We start from the raw sequence: 17181 nt of genomic DNA, 5'->3' as shown, positions 1-17181 counted from the left end.
GGACACTAGTCGCTGAGTCTTAAACCAATCGTTAACCGAGGCGCCGTCAGCCGTGAAAACCGAGCCGCAGCTTTTCCACCAGCGCACGGCCCTCGTCTTCGCCATAAGGCTCGGCGGTCCCCACGCCCCACACCGGGCCCGGCCAGGCCGCATCCCCGGAAAACCGCGCAATCACATGGATATGAAGCTGGGGGACCATATTCCCCAGCGCCGCCACGTTCATTTTCTCTGCCCCCGCCGCCTCGCGGAGAACCTCCGAAGCAAGGTCTATCTCGGCGTGGAAATTTGGCTTCTCGACAGGCGCCACATCGTCGAAATCCCTCAAACCCTCGCGCCGCGGCACCAGAATAACCCACGGAAACCGTCTGTCATTCATCAGGAGCGCCCGGCAGAGCGGCAGGTCGGCGATGAGCAACGTGTCCGCCGCCAGCCTCTCATGAAGTTCAAACGCCATGATGTCCCCTCAGTAAGACTTCGGCAGGTCGAGCACGCGCTCGGCGATATAGCTCAAAACAAGCTCGCGGCTGACCGGGGCAATCCGCGCGATCATCACCTCGCGCATATAGCGTTCCACATGGAATTCCTTGGCATAGCCCATGCCGCCATGGGTCATGATCGCGGTTTCGCAGGCCCTGAAGCCTGCTTCGGCAGCGAGATATTTCCCCGCATTCGCCTCCGCGCCGCAATTCTCGCCCGCGTCATAGAGGGCGGCAGCCTTGAAAACCATCAGGTTGGCCGCCTCAAGCTCCGCCCAGCACTGCGCCAGCGGATGCTGGATCGCCTGGTTCTTGCCGATGGGCCGCCCGAAAACCTCACGGTCCCGCGCGTAATCGGTCGCCTTCTTCAGCGCGACCCGCCCGACACCCACCGCCTCGGCGCCGATCAGCACGCGCTCCGGGTTGAGCCCATGCAGGAGGTAATGGAAGCCCTTCCCCTCCTCACCGATCAGATCTTCCTTCGGCACCTTAAGCCCATCGAAGAAAACCGCGTTCGAATCCACCGCTTTCCGCCCCATTTTCTCGATCTCGCGCACTTCCGTCGCGCCGCCTCGATCGAGATTGGTATAGAAAAGCGACAATCCTTCCGTCGCCTTCGCACATTTCTCCTTCGGCGTCGTCCGCGCGAGGAGAAGGATCTTGTTCGCGGTCTGCGCCGTCGAGGTCCACATCTTGCGCCCGTGAACGACGTAATTATCCCCGTCCCGCTCCGCACGGGTGGAAATCGCGGTCGTATTGAGCCCGGCATCCGGCTCCGTCACGCCGAAGCAGCAGCGGTCCTCACCGCGGATGAGCGGCGGCAGGTTCCGCTCCTTCTGCTCGTCCGTCCCGAACACGACAAGCGGCATCGGCCCGAAGAGATTGATGTGGATGGCAGACGCGCCGGAAAGGCACGCGCCCGATTGCGCGATGGTCTGCGCCACGATGGCCGCTTCCGTCACGCCAAGCCCCGATCCGCCAAAAGCCTCCGGCATCGCAACGCCCAGCCAGCCGCCGCCCGCAATATCGCGCACGAAATCTTCCGGGAAGCCGCCATCTCGGTCATGCGCGAGCCAATAGGCGTCGTCATACTTGGCGCAGATGCGCTGCACGGCCTCGCCTATGGCCTGCTGATCCTCGCTGAACCGGAAATCCATTCTTGTCCTCCCCGCGCCGTTTCGTGTTCTGTTGCGCGAGGCTATAACCTAACCGACAGGCGCGAAGCGAGACAGCCTGCGGATAAAAAGGAACAGGGATCAGATGCCGGGACTTTATTTCGAGGAATTCGAAGAGGGGCACATCTTCAAGCACCCGATCAGGCGCACGGTAACGGAGACCGACAACGTCCTCTTCTCCACCATGACCATGAACCCCGCCGCCCTGCACCTCGATCACCACTACACGGAGACGGAAACGGAATTCGGCAAACCGCTGGTGAACAGCCTCTTCACGCTTGGCCTGATGATCGGCATCTCCGTGAATGACACCACCCACGGCACCACCATCGCCAATCTCGGCATGACGGATATTTCCTTCCCGAAGCCAGTCTTCCAGGGCGACACACTCCGCATCGAATCCCGTGTTGTCTCGAAGCGCCGCTCGAAGTCGCGGCCCCTCGCCGGCATCGTCACTTTCGAACACAAGGCCTACAACCAGCATGGGGTCGAGGTCGCCACCTGCACCCGGCAGGCCTTCATGCACGCCAAGGGTCCGGGGGAACACTGAAGATGCGTTCTTTCCTCTTCGTCCCCGCCGACAGCGAAAAGAAACTGGCGAAGGCATCAAGCTGCGGTGCAGATGCACTTATCCTCGACCTTGAGGATTCCGTCGCCCTTTCCGCCAAGGATACCGCCCGCAACGCCGCCGCCGCCTATCTGAAGACGGCGGACCGTTCGGGCCCGAAACTCGTGCTCCGCATCAACGCGCTCGACACGCCCTTTTGGGAAAAGGATCTCGAAGCGGTTATCCCCGCCAAGCCCGATCTGATCGTTGTGCCGAAGACACTTTCAGGCGGCTGCGTGACAAAGGTTGGCGACCGCATCGACCGCATGGGCGGTGCAGATGAAATCGGCATCGGCTGCGTCGCGACCGAAACCGCCGCCTCTCTGTTCACCCTCGGCACCTACGCCGGAAGTCACAAGCGTCTTTCCTTCCTCACATGGGGTGCCGAAGATTTGTCCGCCGCGCTCGGCGCGCGTGACAACAAGGATGAGAATGGTCTCTACACCGGCCCCTACCAGCTGGCCCGTACGCTGACATTGCTCGGCGCGGTTGCCGCAGGCGTTCAGCCCCTCGACAGCATCTGGAAGGATTTCCGCGACGAAAAAGGCCTGGAAGCAGAGGCCCGCGCCGCTGCCCGCGACGGCTTCACAGGCAAGATGGCGATCCACCCGGCACAGGTCGCGATCATCAACGAGGTCTTCACACCGGGCGAGACAGACCTCGCCCATGCCCGCGCCGTTGTCGCCGCCTTCGAAAAGGCAGGCGATGTCGGCGTTGTCGCCCTTGATGGCGTCATGCTCGATATCCCCCATTTGAAACAGGCCCGCGCCCTTCTCGCCCGGGCCGAAAACTGAGTACCGCATGAAACCCAATGTTCTGATTACCCTTCCGCTCGGAAAGGCCTTCGAGCAGAAGCTCGCCGAGCGCTACACCATCGCCTCCGACCAGAATGCGAAGAAAGGTGTCGATGCCGTCGTCACCGTCGGAACGATGATCGCGGACAAGGCATATTTCGACAGCATGCCGGACCTCAAACTCATCTGCTGCTTCGGGTCCGGTTACGAAGGGATCGACGTGAAGGCTGCGGAAGCTCACGGCGTCAGGGTAGCGAACACAGTTGGCGCAAATGCCTCGACTGTCGCGGACTTCGCTGTCGCGCTCCTCCTTGCTTCCATTCGCAAGGTCGTGACCGGAGACCAACTCACCCGCGCCGGAAAATGGCGTGGCGAAAATCCGGCCCCGCTCCTCTTCGCCCGCGGCCTCACCGGCCGCAAGATCGGTATTGTCGGCATGGGCGCCATCGGCCGGAAGATCGCCGAGCGCCTTTCCGCGTTTGAAGCCGAGATCGGCTATCACAATAGGAGCAAGAAGGATGTCGCGTACTCCTGTTTCGAGACGCCGCTCGAGCTTGCCACATGGGCCGACGTCCTCGTCCTTGCCCATCGTGCGGATGAAACCAACCGCCACATGATCAACGCCGAAGTTCTGGAAGCCCTCGGTCCCACCGGCCATGTCGTCAATATCTCGCGCGGCTCCGCCATCGATGAAGACGCGCTGATCGCCGCCCTGAAGAACGGCACCATCGCGGGCGCGGCGCTCGACGTCTTCGAAGACGAGCCAACCCCGCGCACCGACCTTACCAGCCTGCCGAACATCGTCGTGACGCCTCATATAGGCGGCGGCACCTCGGAAGCCATTGTCGCGATGGGCGATACCGTCATCGCAAATCTCGATGCTTTCTTTGCGGGAAAACCCCTGCCAAACCCCGTCACCGCCTAAATAGACCTAAGTCTATTTTTGACTGGCGTCTCCCCCGGACCCCGCGTAATCTCCCTGCAAAGACATTCAGGGAGGAATGGAAATGCACGATCTCGTCATTCGAGGCGGTCTGGTGGTCGACGGTACGGGCGCGGAACCGCGCAAGGCCGATGTCGCCATCGACAATGGGCTCATCACGGAAGTCGGCACCATCGCCGCAAGCGGCAAGCGCGAAATCGACGCGGCGGGCCATGTCGTCACCCCCGGCTGGGTCGACATCCACACCCATTATGATGGCCAGGTCACCTGGGATCCGCTCATCTCGCCTTCCTGCTGGCATGGCGTGACCACCGTCGTCATGGGCAATTGCGGTGTCGGCTTCGCTCCCGCGCGCCCCGACAAGCACGACTGGCTGATCGAGCTGATGGAAGGCGTCGAGGATATCCCGGGCGCCGCCCTTGCCGAAGGCATCGAGTGGAACTGGGAAACCTTCCCCGAATATATGGACAGCCTGGACCGGCAGACCCGCGTGCTCGATATCGCGACGCAGGTGCCGCATGGCTCGGTCCGTGCCTATGTCATGGGCGAGCGCGGCGCGCGCAACGAGGCGGCGACCGATGAAGACATCGAAAAGATGGCGGAGATCGTGCGCGAAGGCGTCGCTGCGGGCGCGCTTGGTTTCTCCACCTCGCGCACCATGCTCCATCTCTCGAAGAATGGTGAGCCCGTGCCCGGCACCTTTGCCAACAAGGCGGAGCTGATGGGCATTGGCCGCGCGCTCGGCGCAGCCGGTCACGGCGTCTTCGAAATGGCCTCCGACCTGACGCCAGCGGAAGAAGAGTTCAACTGGATGAAGGAGCTTTCGGCCGAGACGGGCCTGCCCGTAACATATGCCCTGCTCCAGTCGCCGGTCGAGCCCGACAAGTGGCGCGACATGCTTAACCTCACCGACGAGGCCCGCAAGCAGGGCGCGAACGTCACCGCCCAGATCGCCTGCCGTCCTACCGGCATGGTGCTCGGCTGGCAGAGCACGGTGCATCCCTTCATCGCGCATCCCGCCTATCATGAATATGCAGCTCTTCCCTTCGCAGAACGGATCGAGAAGCTGAAAGATCTGGAAGTCCGCGCGCGCATCGTGAACGACACCCCGCGTGAAATCGGCGTCCTCGGCAATATCCTGACCAAGGGCTTCGACCGCATGTTCCGTCTCGAAAACGGCGAAACCCTTGAATACGAACCCGCCGCCGACGACAGCGTTGCCGCACTGGCCGAACGCACGGGCAAAAACCCCGCCGAAATCGTCTACGACATGCTGATGGAGAAGGATGGCCGGGGATATGTCTACCTGCCGCTCCTCAACTACACGCTTTTCAACTTCGATCATATTCACGAGATGATGCGCCACCCGGCCACCGTTCTCAGCCTGTCGGATGGCGGCGCGCATTGCGGTGTCATCTGCGATGCGAGCTTTCCGACCTACATGCTGACGCATTGGGTGCGTGACAGGTCGCGCGGCGAGCGTCTTCCGCTTGCCGAGGTCGTGCGCATGCAGACGCATGACACCGCGCGTCTCTACGGCCTCAACGACCGCGGCGTTCTCGCGCCCGGCATGAAGGCGGACGTCAACGTGATCGACATGGACAAGCTGCGCATCCTGCCGCCGGAAATGGTCTTCGACCTGCCCGCCGAAGGCCGCCGCATGATCCAGCGCTCGGAAGGCTATCGCGCCACCATCGTCAGCGGCGCCGTCACCTTCGAACATGGCGAATCGACCGGCGAAATGCCGGGCCGCCTTATCCGCGGGCCGCAGCGTCAGGCCGCCTCTGTGCAGGCTGCCGAATAGGTCAGAGAAACCGGATCGCGAGCCCGAGCCCGGCGGCAACGCCGAGCACGGGCAGCATCCCCGCCTTGAACCTCAGCACGGCAACAAGCGCCGCCGCGCTGAGGCCAAGCGCGTAAAGATCGAGCGTTGCGATGTTCGGCGCATAAAGCCTGAATATCGAAACCCGCACCTCCTCGACCTCCCCAAACAGCACGTGAAGCCCGAACCACAAGGCAAGGTTCAGGATCACGCCGACCACTGCCGCCGTAATTGTCGTGAAGGCCGCGTTGAGGCTCGCCACGTTGCGCAGCCGCTCCAGATAAGGCGCACCGAGAAATATCCACAGGAAACAGGGTGCAAAGGTCACCCATGTCGTGATTGCGGCCCCCGCCACACCGGCCAGCACCGGGTCGAGCCCCGTCTCCGCGCGGAGCGCGCCGAGATAACCGACGAACTGCAACACCATGATGAGCGGCCCCGGCGTCGTCTCGGCCAGCCCCAGCCCGTCCAGCATCTCGCCCGCATTGAGCCAGCCGAAATTCTGCACCGCCTCCTGCGCGACATAGGCGAGCACGGCATAGGCCCCACCGAATGTCACCACCGCCATCTTGGAAAAGAAGACCGCTTCCTGCGTGAAGACATGGTTCGCACCGAAGGCAAGCAGCAGCGCGGCCACGGGACCGAGCCATACCGCCAGCCCGATTGCGAGTGTCGCCGCCGTCCTTAAAAGCGAGGCCCCGCCTCCACGTCCGGAACCTCTGCCGGTCTCGTCCGTCGTCTCAAGCGCCTCGCCGAAGATCGCGGGCGAAATACGCACCGCGACGAGCCCGAAAAGCGCCGCACCCAGCACAACCACAGGAAAAGGAATATCCAGAAAAAAGATCGCCGCAAAGGCCATCCCCGCGACACCGTAAAGAGCGCCCGTCTTCATCACCCGCTTCGATATGCGGATAAGTGCTTCGATAACGATGGCAAAGACCGCCGCCTTGATGCCGAAAAAAAGCGCCTCCACAAAGGCAAGCTCCGCATAGGCGCCGTACAGCATGGACAGGCCGAGCATCACCGCCACACCTGGCAGGATGAACATGAGCCCCGCCGCGAGCCCGCCTTTCACCCCATGCAGCAGCCAGCCCGAATAGGTCGCAAGCTGCTGCGCCTCCGGCCCCGGCAGCAGCATGCAGAAATTCAGCGCATGCAGGAATTGCGGCTCCGAGAGCCACTTCTTCTCTTCCACGAGAACACGGTGCATGAGCGCGATCTGACCCGCCGGGCCGCCAAAGCTCAGCAAACCGATTTTCACCCAGACGCGAAAGGCTTCGCCGAAGGAAACGCTCATCTTCTCGTTCATACCGTTAATTTGCACGCTGGCCGCCGATTCGCGGGCCAAAGCGTGGAAATATGACACCGGATTGTGACATTTGCCGCCACCCGCCTGTTCCGCGACGGTGACGAGCATTGACCTTCCGCCCGGCCCTGTGCAGTTTGAGCCCGAATTCGGCCGAATTCCGAAAGGGCATCGAGTTGACGACGGAATCCCCGGAAGCGCCCGCGCTTCCCGAGCATTATCGAGAAATCCTGGCGCTGATGAAGGAAGGCCGGCGCAAGGTCGCGGAGGAGCGTTGCCGCGCCCTCCTCGCCGAAGCGCCGACCGATGCCGACCTCATGGCCCTCCTCGCCTCCATCGTCGTGGAGCGCGGCGAGCTTCGCGAAGCCGAAATGCTTCTCGGCCGCGCCATCGCCCTTGCGCCGACGGAGCCCGCTCCCTGGATCAATCTTGGCCGCATCCTCCAGCAAGGCGGCCGCTGGGGCGAAGCCGTCACCCATTACGAACACGCGGTAAACCTCTTCCCGACACATCCTCAGCTCGCCGCGACCCTCGGCCAGCTTTACCAGCGCGCAAACCGCTTCGCCGAGGCCGAAACGCAATATCGCACTGCCATCGAAAATGGCGCCATGCCCGCCATCCATGTTCAACTCGGCATGGTGCTGCTGCGTCAGGACCGCGTGGACGAAGCCATCGATTCGTTCAATACGGCAATCGGGCTCAACCCCAATCTCGCCGCAGCCTATGGCAATCTCGGCAACGCCCTTCAGAAGAAGGACGACATGCCCGCCGCCGCCGCGGCCTATGAAAAAGCCGTCGCGCTCAACCCGAAGGACACGATCTCCTTTGTGAGCCTCGGCATGGCGCAGTTGAAGCTCGGTCAGGCCCGCGACGCCGCGGAAGTGTTCGAGCGCGCACTTGCCCTGCACGGGCCGGAGCGCCGCGCCGCTGCCTGGCTGCCTTATGCCCGCGCACAGGAATTCGGCGAAATGCCTGCGGGCTACCGCGCCGAAATCGCGGAACTCGTTTCCCGCCAGCCGCTCGAAGCGCCGGAAGGTTATGCCTCGATGGCAGAGCTCAATGCCGCGCTCGCCGCCGCGCTCGAAGACGATCCGACGACCGTCTGGGAACCCCTTGGCAAGGCGACGCGCAAGGGCGGCCAGACCGGCCTTCTCCTCGACGCCCCCCGCGAACCCTTCATTGCTTTCGAGAAGGCCCTGCGCAAAGCCATCGACGCGCATTTCGACGGGATCAAACCCCAGCCTCGCCATCCCTATCGCAGCATGGTCCCGAAGACCTATCACCTCGACCTCTGGGGGACGCTTCTATCGGAAGGCGGCCATCAGCATTCGCATATTCATGTCGGCGGCTGGATGAGCGGCGTCTATTACGTCTCGCTCCCCGCGACGCTCGGCAGCGGCGGTGAGAGCAAGGACGGCTGGATCGAGTTCGGCCACCCGCCGCCGGAATTCGAGGCAACATTCGAGCCGCAAACCGTCACCTATGAGCCGCGCGAGGGAGACGCCTTCTTCTTCCCGTCCTATCTCTTCCACCGGACACTGCCCTTCTCGGGCGAAGAACGCCGCATCAGCCTCGCCTTCGACGTGAAGCCGACAAGCTGGCGCTAGGCCTCCACGGCCAGACTTTCGAGCAGGGCGGGCAGCAGCGTGATATCCGCAATGACATGATGCGCGAGCGGCGCGAGATCGGCTTCCGCGCTCGCCCCCGTCAGCACACCGACGAGAAGCCCCGCTCCCGCACCCTGCCCCATTTCGAGGTCATGCCGGTTGTCGCCCACGACCGCGATCCCGGATGGCTCAATCCCCACCGCCTCGCAGAAGGCGAGCGCCATCCCCGGCCCCGGTTTCACGCCGTACCCGCTGTCATACCCCACCGAGAAATCGACATACTCGGAAAGCCCGAAGCGCAGGATCGTGCCTTCCGCCGATGCCGCAACGTCGTTCGTCGCAATGCCCAGCGTGAGACCACGCCCCTTCATTGCCTGGAAGAAAGCACGGAGATCGGTCACGGGGATGGAGCGCTCCGGCCCGAGCCTTGCGAAAAATCCGTCAAGCGTCTGGATGAGCTCGTCCCTGTCGGCTCGCCCGAGCAGGCCCAGCCATTGATCGGCAAGTTCGAAAGTGTCGCCCGCCGCAGCAATGCTTCCCGCCTCGAAGCGGCCGGTTTCCGCGCGGTAACCGATGGAGGCGAGCATATCCGGCACGAGCTTCCCCTGCCCGCCCGCAAGCTCCACCGCCACCTCCGTCAGGATCGGTCCCCAGGTGTCGTGATAATCGAAAAGCGTACCGTCCTTGTCGAACAGCACCCCCTTTATTCGGGTGATCCCCACATTTCCCTCGATTTCATGCATCCTGTTCCGTTCTGAAACGTTTCCGCTCTATAGTAACCCCGGATGCGCAACGCGAAAGCCCGAGGAGACCGCCATGCGGACCTTCAAGATTGTTGTTCTGTGGATACTCGTCGCTCTTTGCGTCGGCCTCACGGGCATAATCTATCTGCAGAGCGAAGGCGCGGCGCTTGCCGTCGGTTCATTGCTCCTCCTCGTGATCGTATCTTTTCTCTACGATCACCGCGCATCGATTTTCTCCAAGAGCGAAGCGGCCGCGATACGCCACGACGAAGCGGTCGGCGCTTCCGTTGGCCATGCCGTCGCCATGTCGCGTTTTGCGGATGGAGAGGTGCGCGGAGCGCCGAACTTCAAAGGCAATTCATGAAAGCGGATTTGTTCAGCTTCCGGGCTTCCATTCCGATGTGATATCGGAAAGCTCCGGGCGCGGACGTTCATCCTTCGCAACGCTTTCGCTGCCGAAATAGAGATAGCCGGCAATCTTCTCGTTCTCGCCGAGGCCAAGCACCTCGTTCACCCTGTCGTCGAACGCATACCACTCGGTAAGCCATTGCGCCCCGAAGCCGAGCGCTGTCGCCGCAATGAGCATGTTCTGGCAAACCGCGCCGGCGGAAAGAAGCTGCTCCCATTCCGGAATCTTGATGCCCGGCGTCACCCGCGACACCACGGCAATGACGAGCGGCGCACGGGCGAGGCGCGCCCGCTCGAACGCAACCTGTTCGTCCGTCGCGCGCGGTTCGGCCACCGCATAGACCTCCGCCAGCACCTCGCCAAACTGCTTGCGCGCATCGTCCTTGAAAAGAATAAAGCGCCACGGTGCAAGTTTGCCGTGATCCGGCACCCGGGCGCCCGCCCGCAGGATCGTCCCGATTTCGCTGTCGTTTGGCCCCGGCTCCACCATGGTGAGCGCCTTGGCAGAACGCCGCGTCAGCAACAGATCGATCGTTTCCTGGGATTTCGCCACGTCGGCTCCTTCATATCTCGTCCGGGCATATCTCGTCCGGGGTGCCGGTTTTACTTAGGTCGCCCGCTTTACTTAGGCAAGCCCGGACGCCACCATGTCCCCTTGGGCATGGGGGCTTTGAGTGCGGCAATTCATCTGGCGCGGGACGATCGTCCTGTTCTGCGCGTTCGTTTTGACATTCAATACGGGCAGCGCCCGCGCGGGCGGCTGGCCACGCGCGCCCGGCACGGGCGAGATCATCACCACCGTCACGCGCATGTACGCGAACGAAAGAACGGAAGACAAGGTCGACCTCACCACCGGCAAGGTCTCGCCCTATCGTTACCGCAAGACGGAAATCTCCTCTTATCTCGAACTCGGCCTCCTCGAGAATCTGACGGCGATAGGCGAGCTCGCGCATACGAAGGAAAGGTCGGAACTGACCGTCGGCACCTTCGAGAATAAGGGCATCTCCCGCCTCAAGGCCGGCTTTCGCTACTCGATTGGTACATGGGAAGACATCCTCTTCTCCGTGCAGCCGCTGGTGACGCTCCACCTCGAAGACATCAGCGAGAATCCCGTCGCCATTCACAATGGCGACATGGATGCTGAACTGGCACTCGTTCTCGCGCGTAGCGAAAGAATTTTCGGCCTCGATACCTTCTCGATTCAGGAAGTCGGCTGGAGCTTTCGCAACAGCGGCAGGCCGGACGAATTCCGCGCCGATGTCACTTTCGGTGCAAAGCCCTGGCCGGGCACCATGTTTCTGCTGAAAAGCCTGAATGCCGCAGCCATCGAGGCCGCGCCGAACGAGAAGGTCTATCGCGCGAACAAGGTCGCTTTCTCCGTGGTCCAGATGCTGCCCGAAGAGATTATGCCCGGCGCGTCCATTGAGGCCGGCGTCGAGAAACTGATCGACGGCGCGGGCACCATCGAGGAAACGGCATATCGCATCGGCCTCTGGTACCGCTTCTAGCTCAAGGCGCGTTGGAGCCCCGCGGCCGGGTGGCGGCAGGCTCCATTCCCTTGCCCTCTTCTATCGCGCTGAGCATATCCGTTTCCGGCGGTGCATCGCGCCCGCTTCCCGGCACCCCCGCGCGAAGATCGGCAAGAGAAAATCCCATCCGCACGTCATAGGTCCGGTCCATCTGGTTGCGGAGCCTTTGCTGCGCGTCGTACCAGGCGCGCTTGGTCTGCCCGTCCGGGCAGGTGCGAAGCTCGTTGGCATCGCTCGCCCCCCAGCGCAATTCAGGACAGTGATAGGGATCGAACGAGAAATCGAAAAGCCGCGCGCGCGCTTCCTCGAACGTAAGCCGCCGCGCCTCGCCATTGCTCGCTGTGTAGATCACCGTGCAGGCCTCCGCTTCCTCCCGGTAAGCGGCGGTGAGATCGCGCGGCAGGTCTTGCCCGTCATAAGCGAGCTTGGGGTCGTCCGCTTTCGCCATTTCGAGAAATTGCAGCGTCCGGTCGCGCAACTCCACGAAGGAAGTCTTCAGCCGCGCATCGCGCGATGGCGTGGAATAAGTCTCCCAGTCGCCGGACGTCCCGTAGATGTTATCCGGCAGCCGCGCGGGTTGCGCGCGGGTGTTGAGCCCGGCCTTCACCGCAATGTCGATGGATTGCGCTCGATAGTGAAGATCGTCGCAGAGCTCGCGCACCATCAGCCGCGTCTCCTTGATCGGGTCGTAGGCGACGTCGCCCTTCGCAACCGCCTGCCGCACATAGTCGTAATAGTCGAGCGCCTCGCCCTTGTAGACGAACCGCGCGCCCATCCACTGTTTCGCGCGCGGTCTTTCCGTGCCGAAGAATTGCTCGTCCGACCAGTCGGCCAGCGCACTGTCCGGCGCAAGCTCGATACGCCCGCCATGCCACGTACCGTCCGCGCCCTGCGCCGCCCCCACGAGTTTCGATGGCCGCCAGTTCTTGAAGCCCGCGCCCATCGGCGCGGAGGCGCGCACGAACCGCTTGCCATAGCTGCCGCGCGTCAGTGAATTGTCGGGATGGGAGTCGATGAAGAGAATGCGCCCGTCATCCTCCACCTTGTAGACGACGGCCACATGCCCGTTCGGATCGTAAATCACGGTGCCGGGGCGGATCGCTTCGCGCGAGATTTCCACCGGATAGAAATCGAAAAGCTTTCCCCGCGTCGCTCCCGGCGCAAAGCGGAACATCGCGCTCGATACCACATTGTTGATCGCGTTGAGCACGCTCCGCCCGTTTGGGTAGGCACCCTCCTGCCGCACCAGCACATCGGTGCGCGCATAGACATAGTTGCCATGGCGCGAATAGCGCAGGTCTCTGGAGCGGCCCACCGCGGCGACACCGCTCGCATAGGAGAAAGGCAATCCGTTCTTCCATGCGAAATAGGCGCGCAGCGCATAAGGCAGGTCCGCGCAATCGGCATAGAAGAACATGCCCCTCGGGTCGCTCGCCCGGTAGATATTGTGCGGCCCCTTCAGGCACTCATCGAATGTGCGGCAACGGCTCTCGCCAATCGCTTTCACGAAATCGCCGAAGGCGCGCTCGTCGCTCTGCGACCATGCCGTCTTGGTGATGCGCCAGCGAAAGCCCTCGGGCGTCTGGTAATAGGCGGGGTCGATGGTCTCGGCGCCGCTGGCGACCGGCGCCATGGCCGCCGTCCCCGCATCCGGCGTGTCCGCTTCGGCGGGCGTGAAAGCACAAGCCAGAGCGAGCGCGAAAGTCGCACCCTGCCATTTTCTCAAGCGCATCATGCGTGAAAGCCCCTCAACGGCGTTTTGCGGCTGTACCCCGGCACAAATTTAACCACAACCACACGCGAATTGTCCGTTTTCGGGGCGGTCTCGCCTTTATTTTTGTATTGACTTAATTAAGTAAGTACGTAATAAATGACACATGGAAACATTCGCAGCTCTCGCCGACCCCACCCGTCGGCAAATCGTCGAAATGCTCGCCGCTGGAGAACTTGCGGCGGGAGATATCGCAAGCCGCTTCAAAATGAGCGCGCCGGCGGTTTCTCAGCATCTGAAGACGCTCAAATCCGCGCGGCTCGTCCGCGTCCGTGTGGACGCTCAGCGCCGCATCTATTCACTAGACCCGGAAGGAATCGAAAGCGTGGAAGCCTGGCTCGCCAACATTCGCCGCTTCTGGGGTCCGAAACTCGATGCACTGGAAAGCGCATTGAAAGCAGCAGCCGAAAGGGACAAGGAAAATGACGGTAATTGACAAGGCCTGGGGCGAACTTATCGACAAGAACACCGTGCGCTTCGAACGGATTCTGCCCGGCCCTATCACCCGTGTCTGGGAATATCTGACCGACAAGGAATTGCGCGGACGATGGTTTGCGGGCGGCCCTATGGAGCCTCGCGTTGGCGGCAAGATGGATCTCGTTTTCGACAACAACAATCTCGGGCCGCATCCCGAGCAGCCGCCGAAGCGCTTCGAAAAATATGGCGGCACCTTCGACAGCAAGCATGTCGTGACGATCTGGGAACCGCCACATCGCCTCGGCTTCACATGGGGCGATGACCTCGATCCAAAGGGTTGCGTTGTCGAGATCGACCTCTCGGAAGAAGGCAGCAAGGTCCGCCTCGTCCTCACCCATCGCCGCCTCTCCGGCATCGACGGTGCGATCAATGTCTCTGGCGGCTGGCACACCCACCTGCAGATGCTCGCCGAGCAGCTTGAGGGCAATCCGAAGACGCCCTTCTGGACGGCTTTCGATGGCGTGGAGGAAGAATACCGCCAGCGCTATACCGGCAAATAAGGAGCGAAAAGGAGAAGAAACGATGGCCGAGGCGACGATACGCCCCTTCCTGATGTTCGAAGGGAAGGCCGAGGAAGCGATGAACCTCTATGTTTCACTCTTCCCCGGCAGCCGGGTCGACAGCATCAACAGATACGGGCCGGACGAACCCGGTCCCGAAGGCACGGTGCAGCTTGCGACGTTCACCCTCGCGGGCCAGACGGTCATGTGCATCGACAGTCCGGCGAAACACGCCTTCACCTTCACGCCGTCCTTCTCCTTCTTCGTCGATCTTTCATCTGAAGAAGAACTCGAAAGGATCGCGGCCATTCTCGGCAAGGACGGCGCGGTGATGATGCCGCTCGACAATTACGGCTTCAGCCAGCGCTTCACCTGGCTCAGCGACCGCTACGGCGTGTCATGGCAACTCAATTTGCCGTAGGTTTTCCCCTTACATTTCACCGTCATTGCGAGGGTGAGGAAACAGTTCGCGCAAGCGAACGAAAAGGTCCGGTGGACCTTTTCGAGTTCCGAACGCCCGGAGCGCAAGCGAAGGGCTGGAAGCCGCGACGCGGCAATCCAGAGCTGCAGGCATTGTGCTTGCCGCCCCTGGATTGCTTCGCGGAGCCTGTCCTCGGGATCGCCGAAGGCGATACCCGTGGGCTCGCAATGACGACGAAAGAGAAAACCCTACCTCAAATCCGGCGGCGTCGCCTCGTCCATCAGCGACTTCACCACATCGGCAAGCGCCATCGTCTTCTGGTCCTGCGAGCCGAGGCGGCGGACGGAAAGCGTGCCCTCTTCCGCCTCGCGCTTGCCCGCGACGAGGATCGCCGGCACCTTGCCCACCGAATGCTCACGCACCTTGTAGTTGATCTTCTCGTTGCGAAGATCGAGCTCCACGCGAAGTCCTGCCGCGCGCAACTCGGCGGCGACCTTCTCCGCATAGTCGTCCGCTTCCGACGTGATCGTCGCGACGACGGCCTGCACCGGCGCGAGCCAGAGCGGAAACTTGCCCTCGTAATGCTCGATCAGGATACCGATGAAGCGTTCGAGCGAACCGAGCACGGCGCGATGCAGCATCACCGGGCGATGCTTCCCCCCGTCCTCGCCGATATAGCTCGCATCGAGCCGCTCCGGCAGGTTGAAGTCGAGCTGCAGCGTACCGAGCTGCCATGAGCGCCCGATCGCATCTTTCAGGTGGAATTCGAGCTTCGGCCCGTAGAAGGCGCCCTCGCCCGGCGCCAGCGTAAACTCGCGGCCGAGATCGTTCAGCGCCTCTTCCAGCGCCTTCTCCGCCTTGTCCCAGCTCTCATCGGAACCGACGCGCTGTTCGGGGCGCAGCGCGAGCCGCACCTTCAGGTCCGTGAAGCCCATATCGTCATAGACGCTTTCAAGCAGCGTCACGAAGGCTTCCGTCTCGCCCTTGATCTGGTCTTCCGTGCAGAAGATATGCGCATCGTCCTGCGTCATCTGGCGCACGCGCATGAGACCATGCAGCGCGCCATGCGGCTCATTGCGGTGACAGCAGCCGAACTCCGCCATGCGCAGCGGCAGGTCGCGATAGGATTTCACGCCCTGCTTGAATATCTGCACATGCGCCGGGCAGTTCATCGGCTTGATCGCCATGAGCTTCGCCTTGCCGGAAAGCACGGGCGCATCCTCATCCGTCGACGGCACCTCGTCCGGCACCACGAACATGTTTTCGCGATACTTGCCCCAATGGCCGGACTGCTCCCAGAACTTCGCATCGAGAAGCTGCGGCGTACGCACTTCCACATAACCTGACGCATCGATCCGCCTGCGGACATATTGTTCCAGTGCCTGCCAGATGCGCCAGCCCTTCGGATGCCAGAAGACGGAGCCCTGCGCCTCTTCCTGCAAATGGAACAGGTCCATCTCGCGCGCGATCTTGCGGTGGTCGCGGCGTTCCGCCTCTTCCACCATCGTGAGATAGGCCTTGAGGTCGGCTTCCGTCGCCCAGCACGTCCCGTAGATGCGCTGGAGCATCTCGTTCCGGCTGTCGCCGCGCCAATAGGCACCGGCAAGCTTCGTCAGCTTGAAGGCCTTGCCGAGCTTCGCCGTGGAGGGCAGATGCGGCCCCCGGCAAAGGTCGAGCCAGTCGCCCTGCCGGTAGATGGAAACCTCCTCGCCCGCCGGAATGCTCTCGATGAGCTCGGCCTTGTAGTCCTCGCCGATCTTCTTGAAATAGGCGATGGCCTCGTCGCGGCTCCAGACTTCGCGCGTGATCGTCTCGTTGCGGTCCACGATCTCGCGCATCTTCGCCTCGATCTTTTCGAGATCTTCGGCCTTGAAGGGTTCGTCGCGTGCGAAGTCGTAGTAGAAACCGTTCTCGATCACCGGCCCGATCGTCACCTGCGTCCCGGGAAAGAGCTCCTGCACGGCTTCCGCCATCACATGCGCGCAGTCATGGCGCAGGATTTCGAGCCCGTCATCCGTCTGCGCCGTCACCACTTCCACGATGGCGTCGCGGTCGATCACCGTCGACAGGTCCATCATCTTGCCGTCGATCTTGATCGCCAGCGCCTTCTTGGCCAGCGACTTCGCAATGCTCTCGGCAAAGGCCAGCCCGTCGAGCGGCCCTTCCACTTCACGTACGGAACCGTCGGGCAGTTTCAGATTTATCATTTCACTTCTCTCATTGCGTTCCGTGCGTGTGGGGCGCGCCTTCCGGCATCCGCCACCGTCCATATCGCCACGGCGCCCAGAAAGGCTGCGTCTCCAGCCGCTCGGGCACGGGGTCGAAACCATGGCTCCCCCAGGGATTGCAGCGGACGATCCGCGACAGCCCCAGCCAGCCGCCGCGCCACGCCCCGTGCCGCTCGATGGCCTGCATGGTGTAGTCCGAGCAGGTCGGCAGATGGCGGCATTTCGGCCCGATCAGCGGCGATATGAACCACTGATAGAACCGGATCAGGCCGCGCATCGCGAGCGATAAGGGGTCGCGCCGCATGGGAAAACCCGTTTCAAGTCACACGCACTTGTTAGCTTCTAATTGGATGAGGCACAACTTGCAGGCGCCA

General features: G+C 62.4%; 18 protein-coding genes. 10 read left to right on the top strand and 8 right to left on the bottom strand.

The annotated features are described in order from the left end of the window. Positions 1 to 46: 46 nt before the first annotated feature. Together ABJO61_RS16475 and ABJO61_RS16470 are read right to left on the bottom strand one after the other, a co-directional pair. Positions 47 to 454 carry an HIT domain-containing protein gene (locus ABJO61_RS16475; RefSeq protein WP_348329087.1) on the bottom strand — a complete coding sequence of 136 codons (408 nt, stop codon included), beginning with the start codon at positions 452 to 454 and terminating at the stop codon, positions 47 to 49. Between the two features lie 9 nt (positions 455 to 463). Further along, entirely contained in the window at positions 464 to 1633 is a 1170-nt protein-coding gene (locus ABJO61_RS16470; RefSeq protein ID WP_348329084.1) for an acyl-CoA dehydrogenase family protein, read from the bottom strand. 82 nt (positions 1634 to 1715) lie between these two features. Here ABJO61_RS16470 and ABJO61_RS16465 point away from each other — a divergent pair, with 82 nt between their 5' ends. From ABJO61_RS16465 to ABJO61_RS16450, 4 genes are all read left to right on the top strand, one after another. Next, complete coding sequence (locus tag ABJO61_RS16465; protein ID WP_348329173.1) at positions 1716 to 2201, top strand: MaoC family dehydratase; 486 nt, start codon at positions 1716 to 1718, stop codon at positions 2199 to 2201. 2 nt (positions 2202 to 2203) lie between these two features. Continuing rightward, a complete protein-coding gene (locus ABJO61_RS16460; RefSeq protein ID WP_348329081.1) occupies positions 2204 to 3052 on the top strand; it encodes a CoA ester lyase in 849 nt (282 codons plus the stop codon). A 7-nt stretch (positions 3053 to 3059) separates the two neighbouring features. Further along, positions 3060 to 3977: a 2-hydroxyacid dehydrogenase gene (locus tag ABJO61_RS16455; RefSeq protein ID WP_348329078.1), complete on the top strand. Its 918-nt coding sequence runs from the start codon at positions 3060 to 3062 to the stop codon at positions 3975 to 3977. Positions 3978 to 4059: 82 nt separating this feature from the next. Continuing rightward, a complete protein-coding gene (locus ABJO61_RS16450; RefSeq protein ID WP_348329075.1) occupies positions 4060 to 5799 on the top strand; it encodes an amidohydrolase family protein in 1740 nt (579 codons plus the stop codon). 1 nt (position 5800) lies between these two features. Here ABJO61_RS16450 and chrA read toward each other — a convergent pair whose 3' ends face one another. After that, a complete protein-coding gene (chrA, locus tag ABJO61_RS16445) occupies positions 5801 to 7126 on the bottom strand; it encodes a chromate efflux transporter (protein ID WP_348329170.1) in 1326 nt (441 codons plus the stop codon). A gap of 173 nt (positions 7127 to 7299) precedes the next feature. Here chrA and ABJO61_RS16440 point away from each other — a divergent pair, with 173 nt between their 5' ends. Then, on the top strand, positions 7300 to 8730 hold the full coding sequence (locus ABJO61_RS16440) for a tetratricopeptide repeat protein (protein WP_348329072.1): 1431 nt from the start codon (positions 7300 to 7302) through the stop codon (positions 8728 to 8730). Here ABJO61_RS16440 and ABJO61_RS16435 read toward each other — a convergent pair. Continuing rightward, positions 8727 to 9473, bottom strand: a complete 747-nt coding sequence (locus tag ABJO61_RS16435; RefSeq protein WP_348329069.1) for an HAD family hydrolase — start codon at positions 9471 to 9473, stop codon at positions 8727 to 8729. The genes ABJO61_RS16440 and ABJO61_RS16435 overlap by 4 nt on opposite strands. 73 nt (positions 9474 to 9546) lie before the next feature. On the opposite strand from ABJO61_RS16435, the gene ABJO61_RS16430 reads away from it, so the two are divergent. Next, the gene (locus ABJO61_RS16430; protein WP_348329066.1) at positions 9547 to 9837 is read left to right on the top strand and encodes a hypothetical protein; all 291 of its coding nucleotides are present in this window, start codon (positions 9547 to 9549) and stop codon (positions 9835 to 9837) included. A gap of 12 nt (positions 9838 to 9849) precedes the next feature. Here ABJO61_RS16430 and ABJO61_RS16425 read toward each other — a convergent pair whose 3' ends face one another. After that, positions 9850 to 10434, bottom strand: coding sequence for a nitroreductase (locus tag ABJO61_RS16425; RefSeq protein ID WP_348329063.1), 585 nt, complete (start codon positions 10432 to 10434; stop codon positions 9850 to 9852). 121 nt (positions 10435 to 10555) lie between these two features. On the opposite strand from ABJO61_RS16425, the gene ABJO61_RS16420 reads away from it, so the two are divergent. Beyond that, positions 10556 to 11389, top strand: a complete 834-nt coding sequence (locus tag ABJO61_RS16420) for a hypothetical protein (RefSeq protein ID WP_348329060.1) — start codon at positions 10556 to 10558, stop codon at positions 11387 to 11389. A 1-nt stretch (position 11390) separates the two neighbouring features. Here the strand turns inward: ABJO61_RS16420 and ABJO61_RS16415 are convergent, their stop codons facing one another. Next, entirely contained in the window at positions 11391 to 13145 is a 1755-nt protein-coding gene (locus tag ABJO61_RS16415; protein WP_348329057.1) for a hypothetical protein, read from the bottom strand. Positions 13146 to 13287: 142 nt separating this feature from the next. On the opposite strand from ABJO61_RS16415, the gene ABJO61_RS16410 reads away from it, so the two are divergent. From ABJO61_RS16410 to ABJO61_RS16400, 3 genes are read left to right on the top strand one after another with little or no spacing between them, the layout of a single operon-like run. Beyond that, positions 13288 to 13617, top strand: a complete 330-nt coding sequence (locus ABJO61_RS16410; RefSeq protein WP_348329054.1) for a metalloregulator ArsR/SmtB family transcription factor — start codon at positions 13288 to 13290, stop codon at positions 13615 to 13617. Continuing rightward, complete coding sequence (locus tag ABJO61_RS16405) at positions 13604 to 14158, top strand: SRPBCC family protein (RefSeq protein WP_348329051.1); 555 nt, start codon at positions 13604 to 13606, stop codon at positions 14156 to 14158. Before ABJO61_RS16410 ends, ABJO61_RS16405 begins: the two co-directional genes overlap by 14 nt. A gap of 22 nt (positions 14159 to 14180) precedes the next feature. Next, complete coding sequence (locus ABJO61_RS16400) at positions 14181 to 14579, top strand: VOC family protein (RefSeq protein ID WP_348329048.1); 399 nt, start codon at positions 14181 to 14183, stop codon at positions 14577 to 14579. 248 nt (positions 14580 to 14827) lie between these two features. Here ABJO61_RS16400 and thrS read toward each other — a convergent pair whose 3' ends face one another. Further along, positions 14828 to 16786, bottom strand: coding sequence for a threonine--tRNA ligase (gene thrS / locus ABJO61_RS16395; protein WP_348329045.1), 1959 nt, complete (start codon positions 16784 to 16786; stop codon positions 14828 to 14830). A 10-nt stretch (positions 16787 to 16796) separates the two neighbouring features. After that, a complete protein-coding gene (gene yidD, locus ABJO61_RS16390) occupies positions 16797 to 17111 on the bottom strand; it encodes a membrane protein insertion efficiency factor YidD (RefSeq protein ID WP_348329042.1) in 315 nt (104 codons plus the stop codon). Between the last annotated feature and the right edge of the window lie 70 nt (positions 17112 to 17181).

Source organism: Parvibaculum sp. (genome assembly GCF_039973015.1).
In the GTDB taxonomy this organism is placed as follows: Bacteria; Pseudomonadota; Alphaproteobacteria; order Parvibaculales; family Parvibaculaceae; genus Parvibaculum.
Note: the sequence above shows the minus strand (reverse complement) of the source record. Positions and strands in the feature narration are given on the sequence as shown.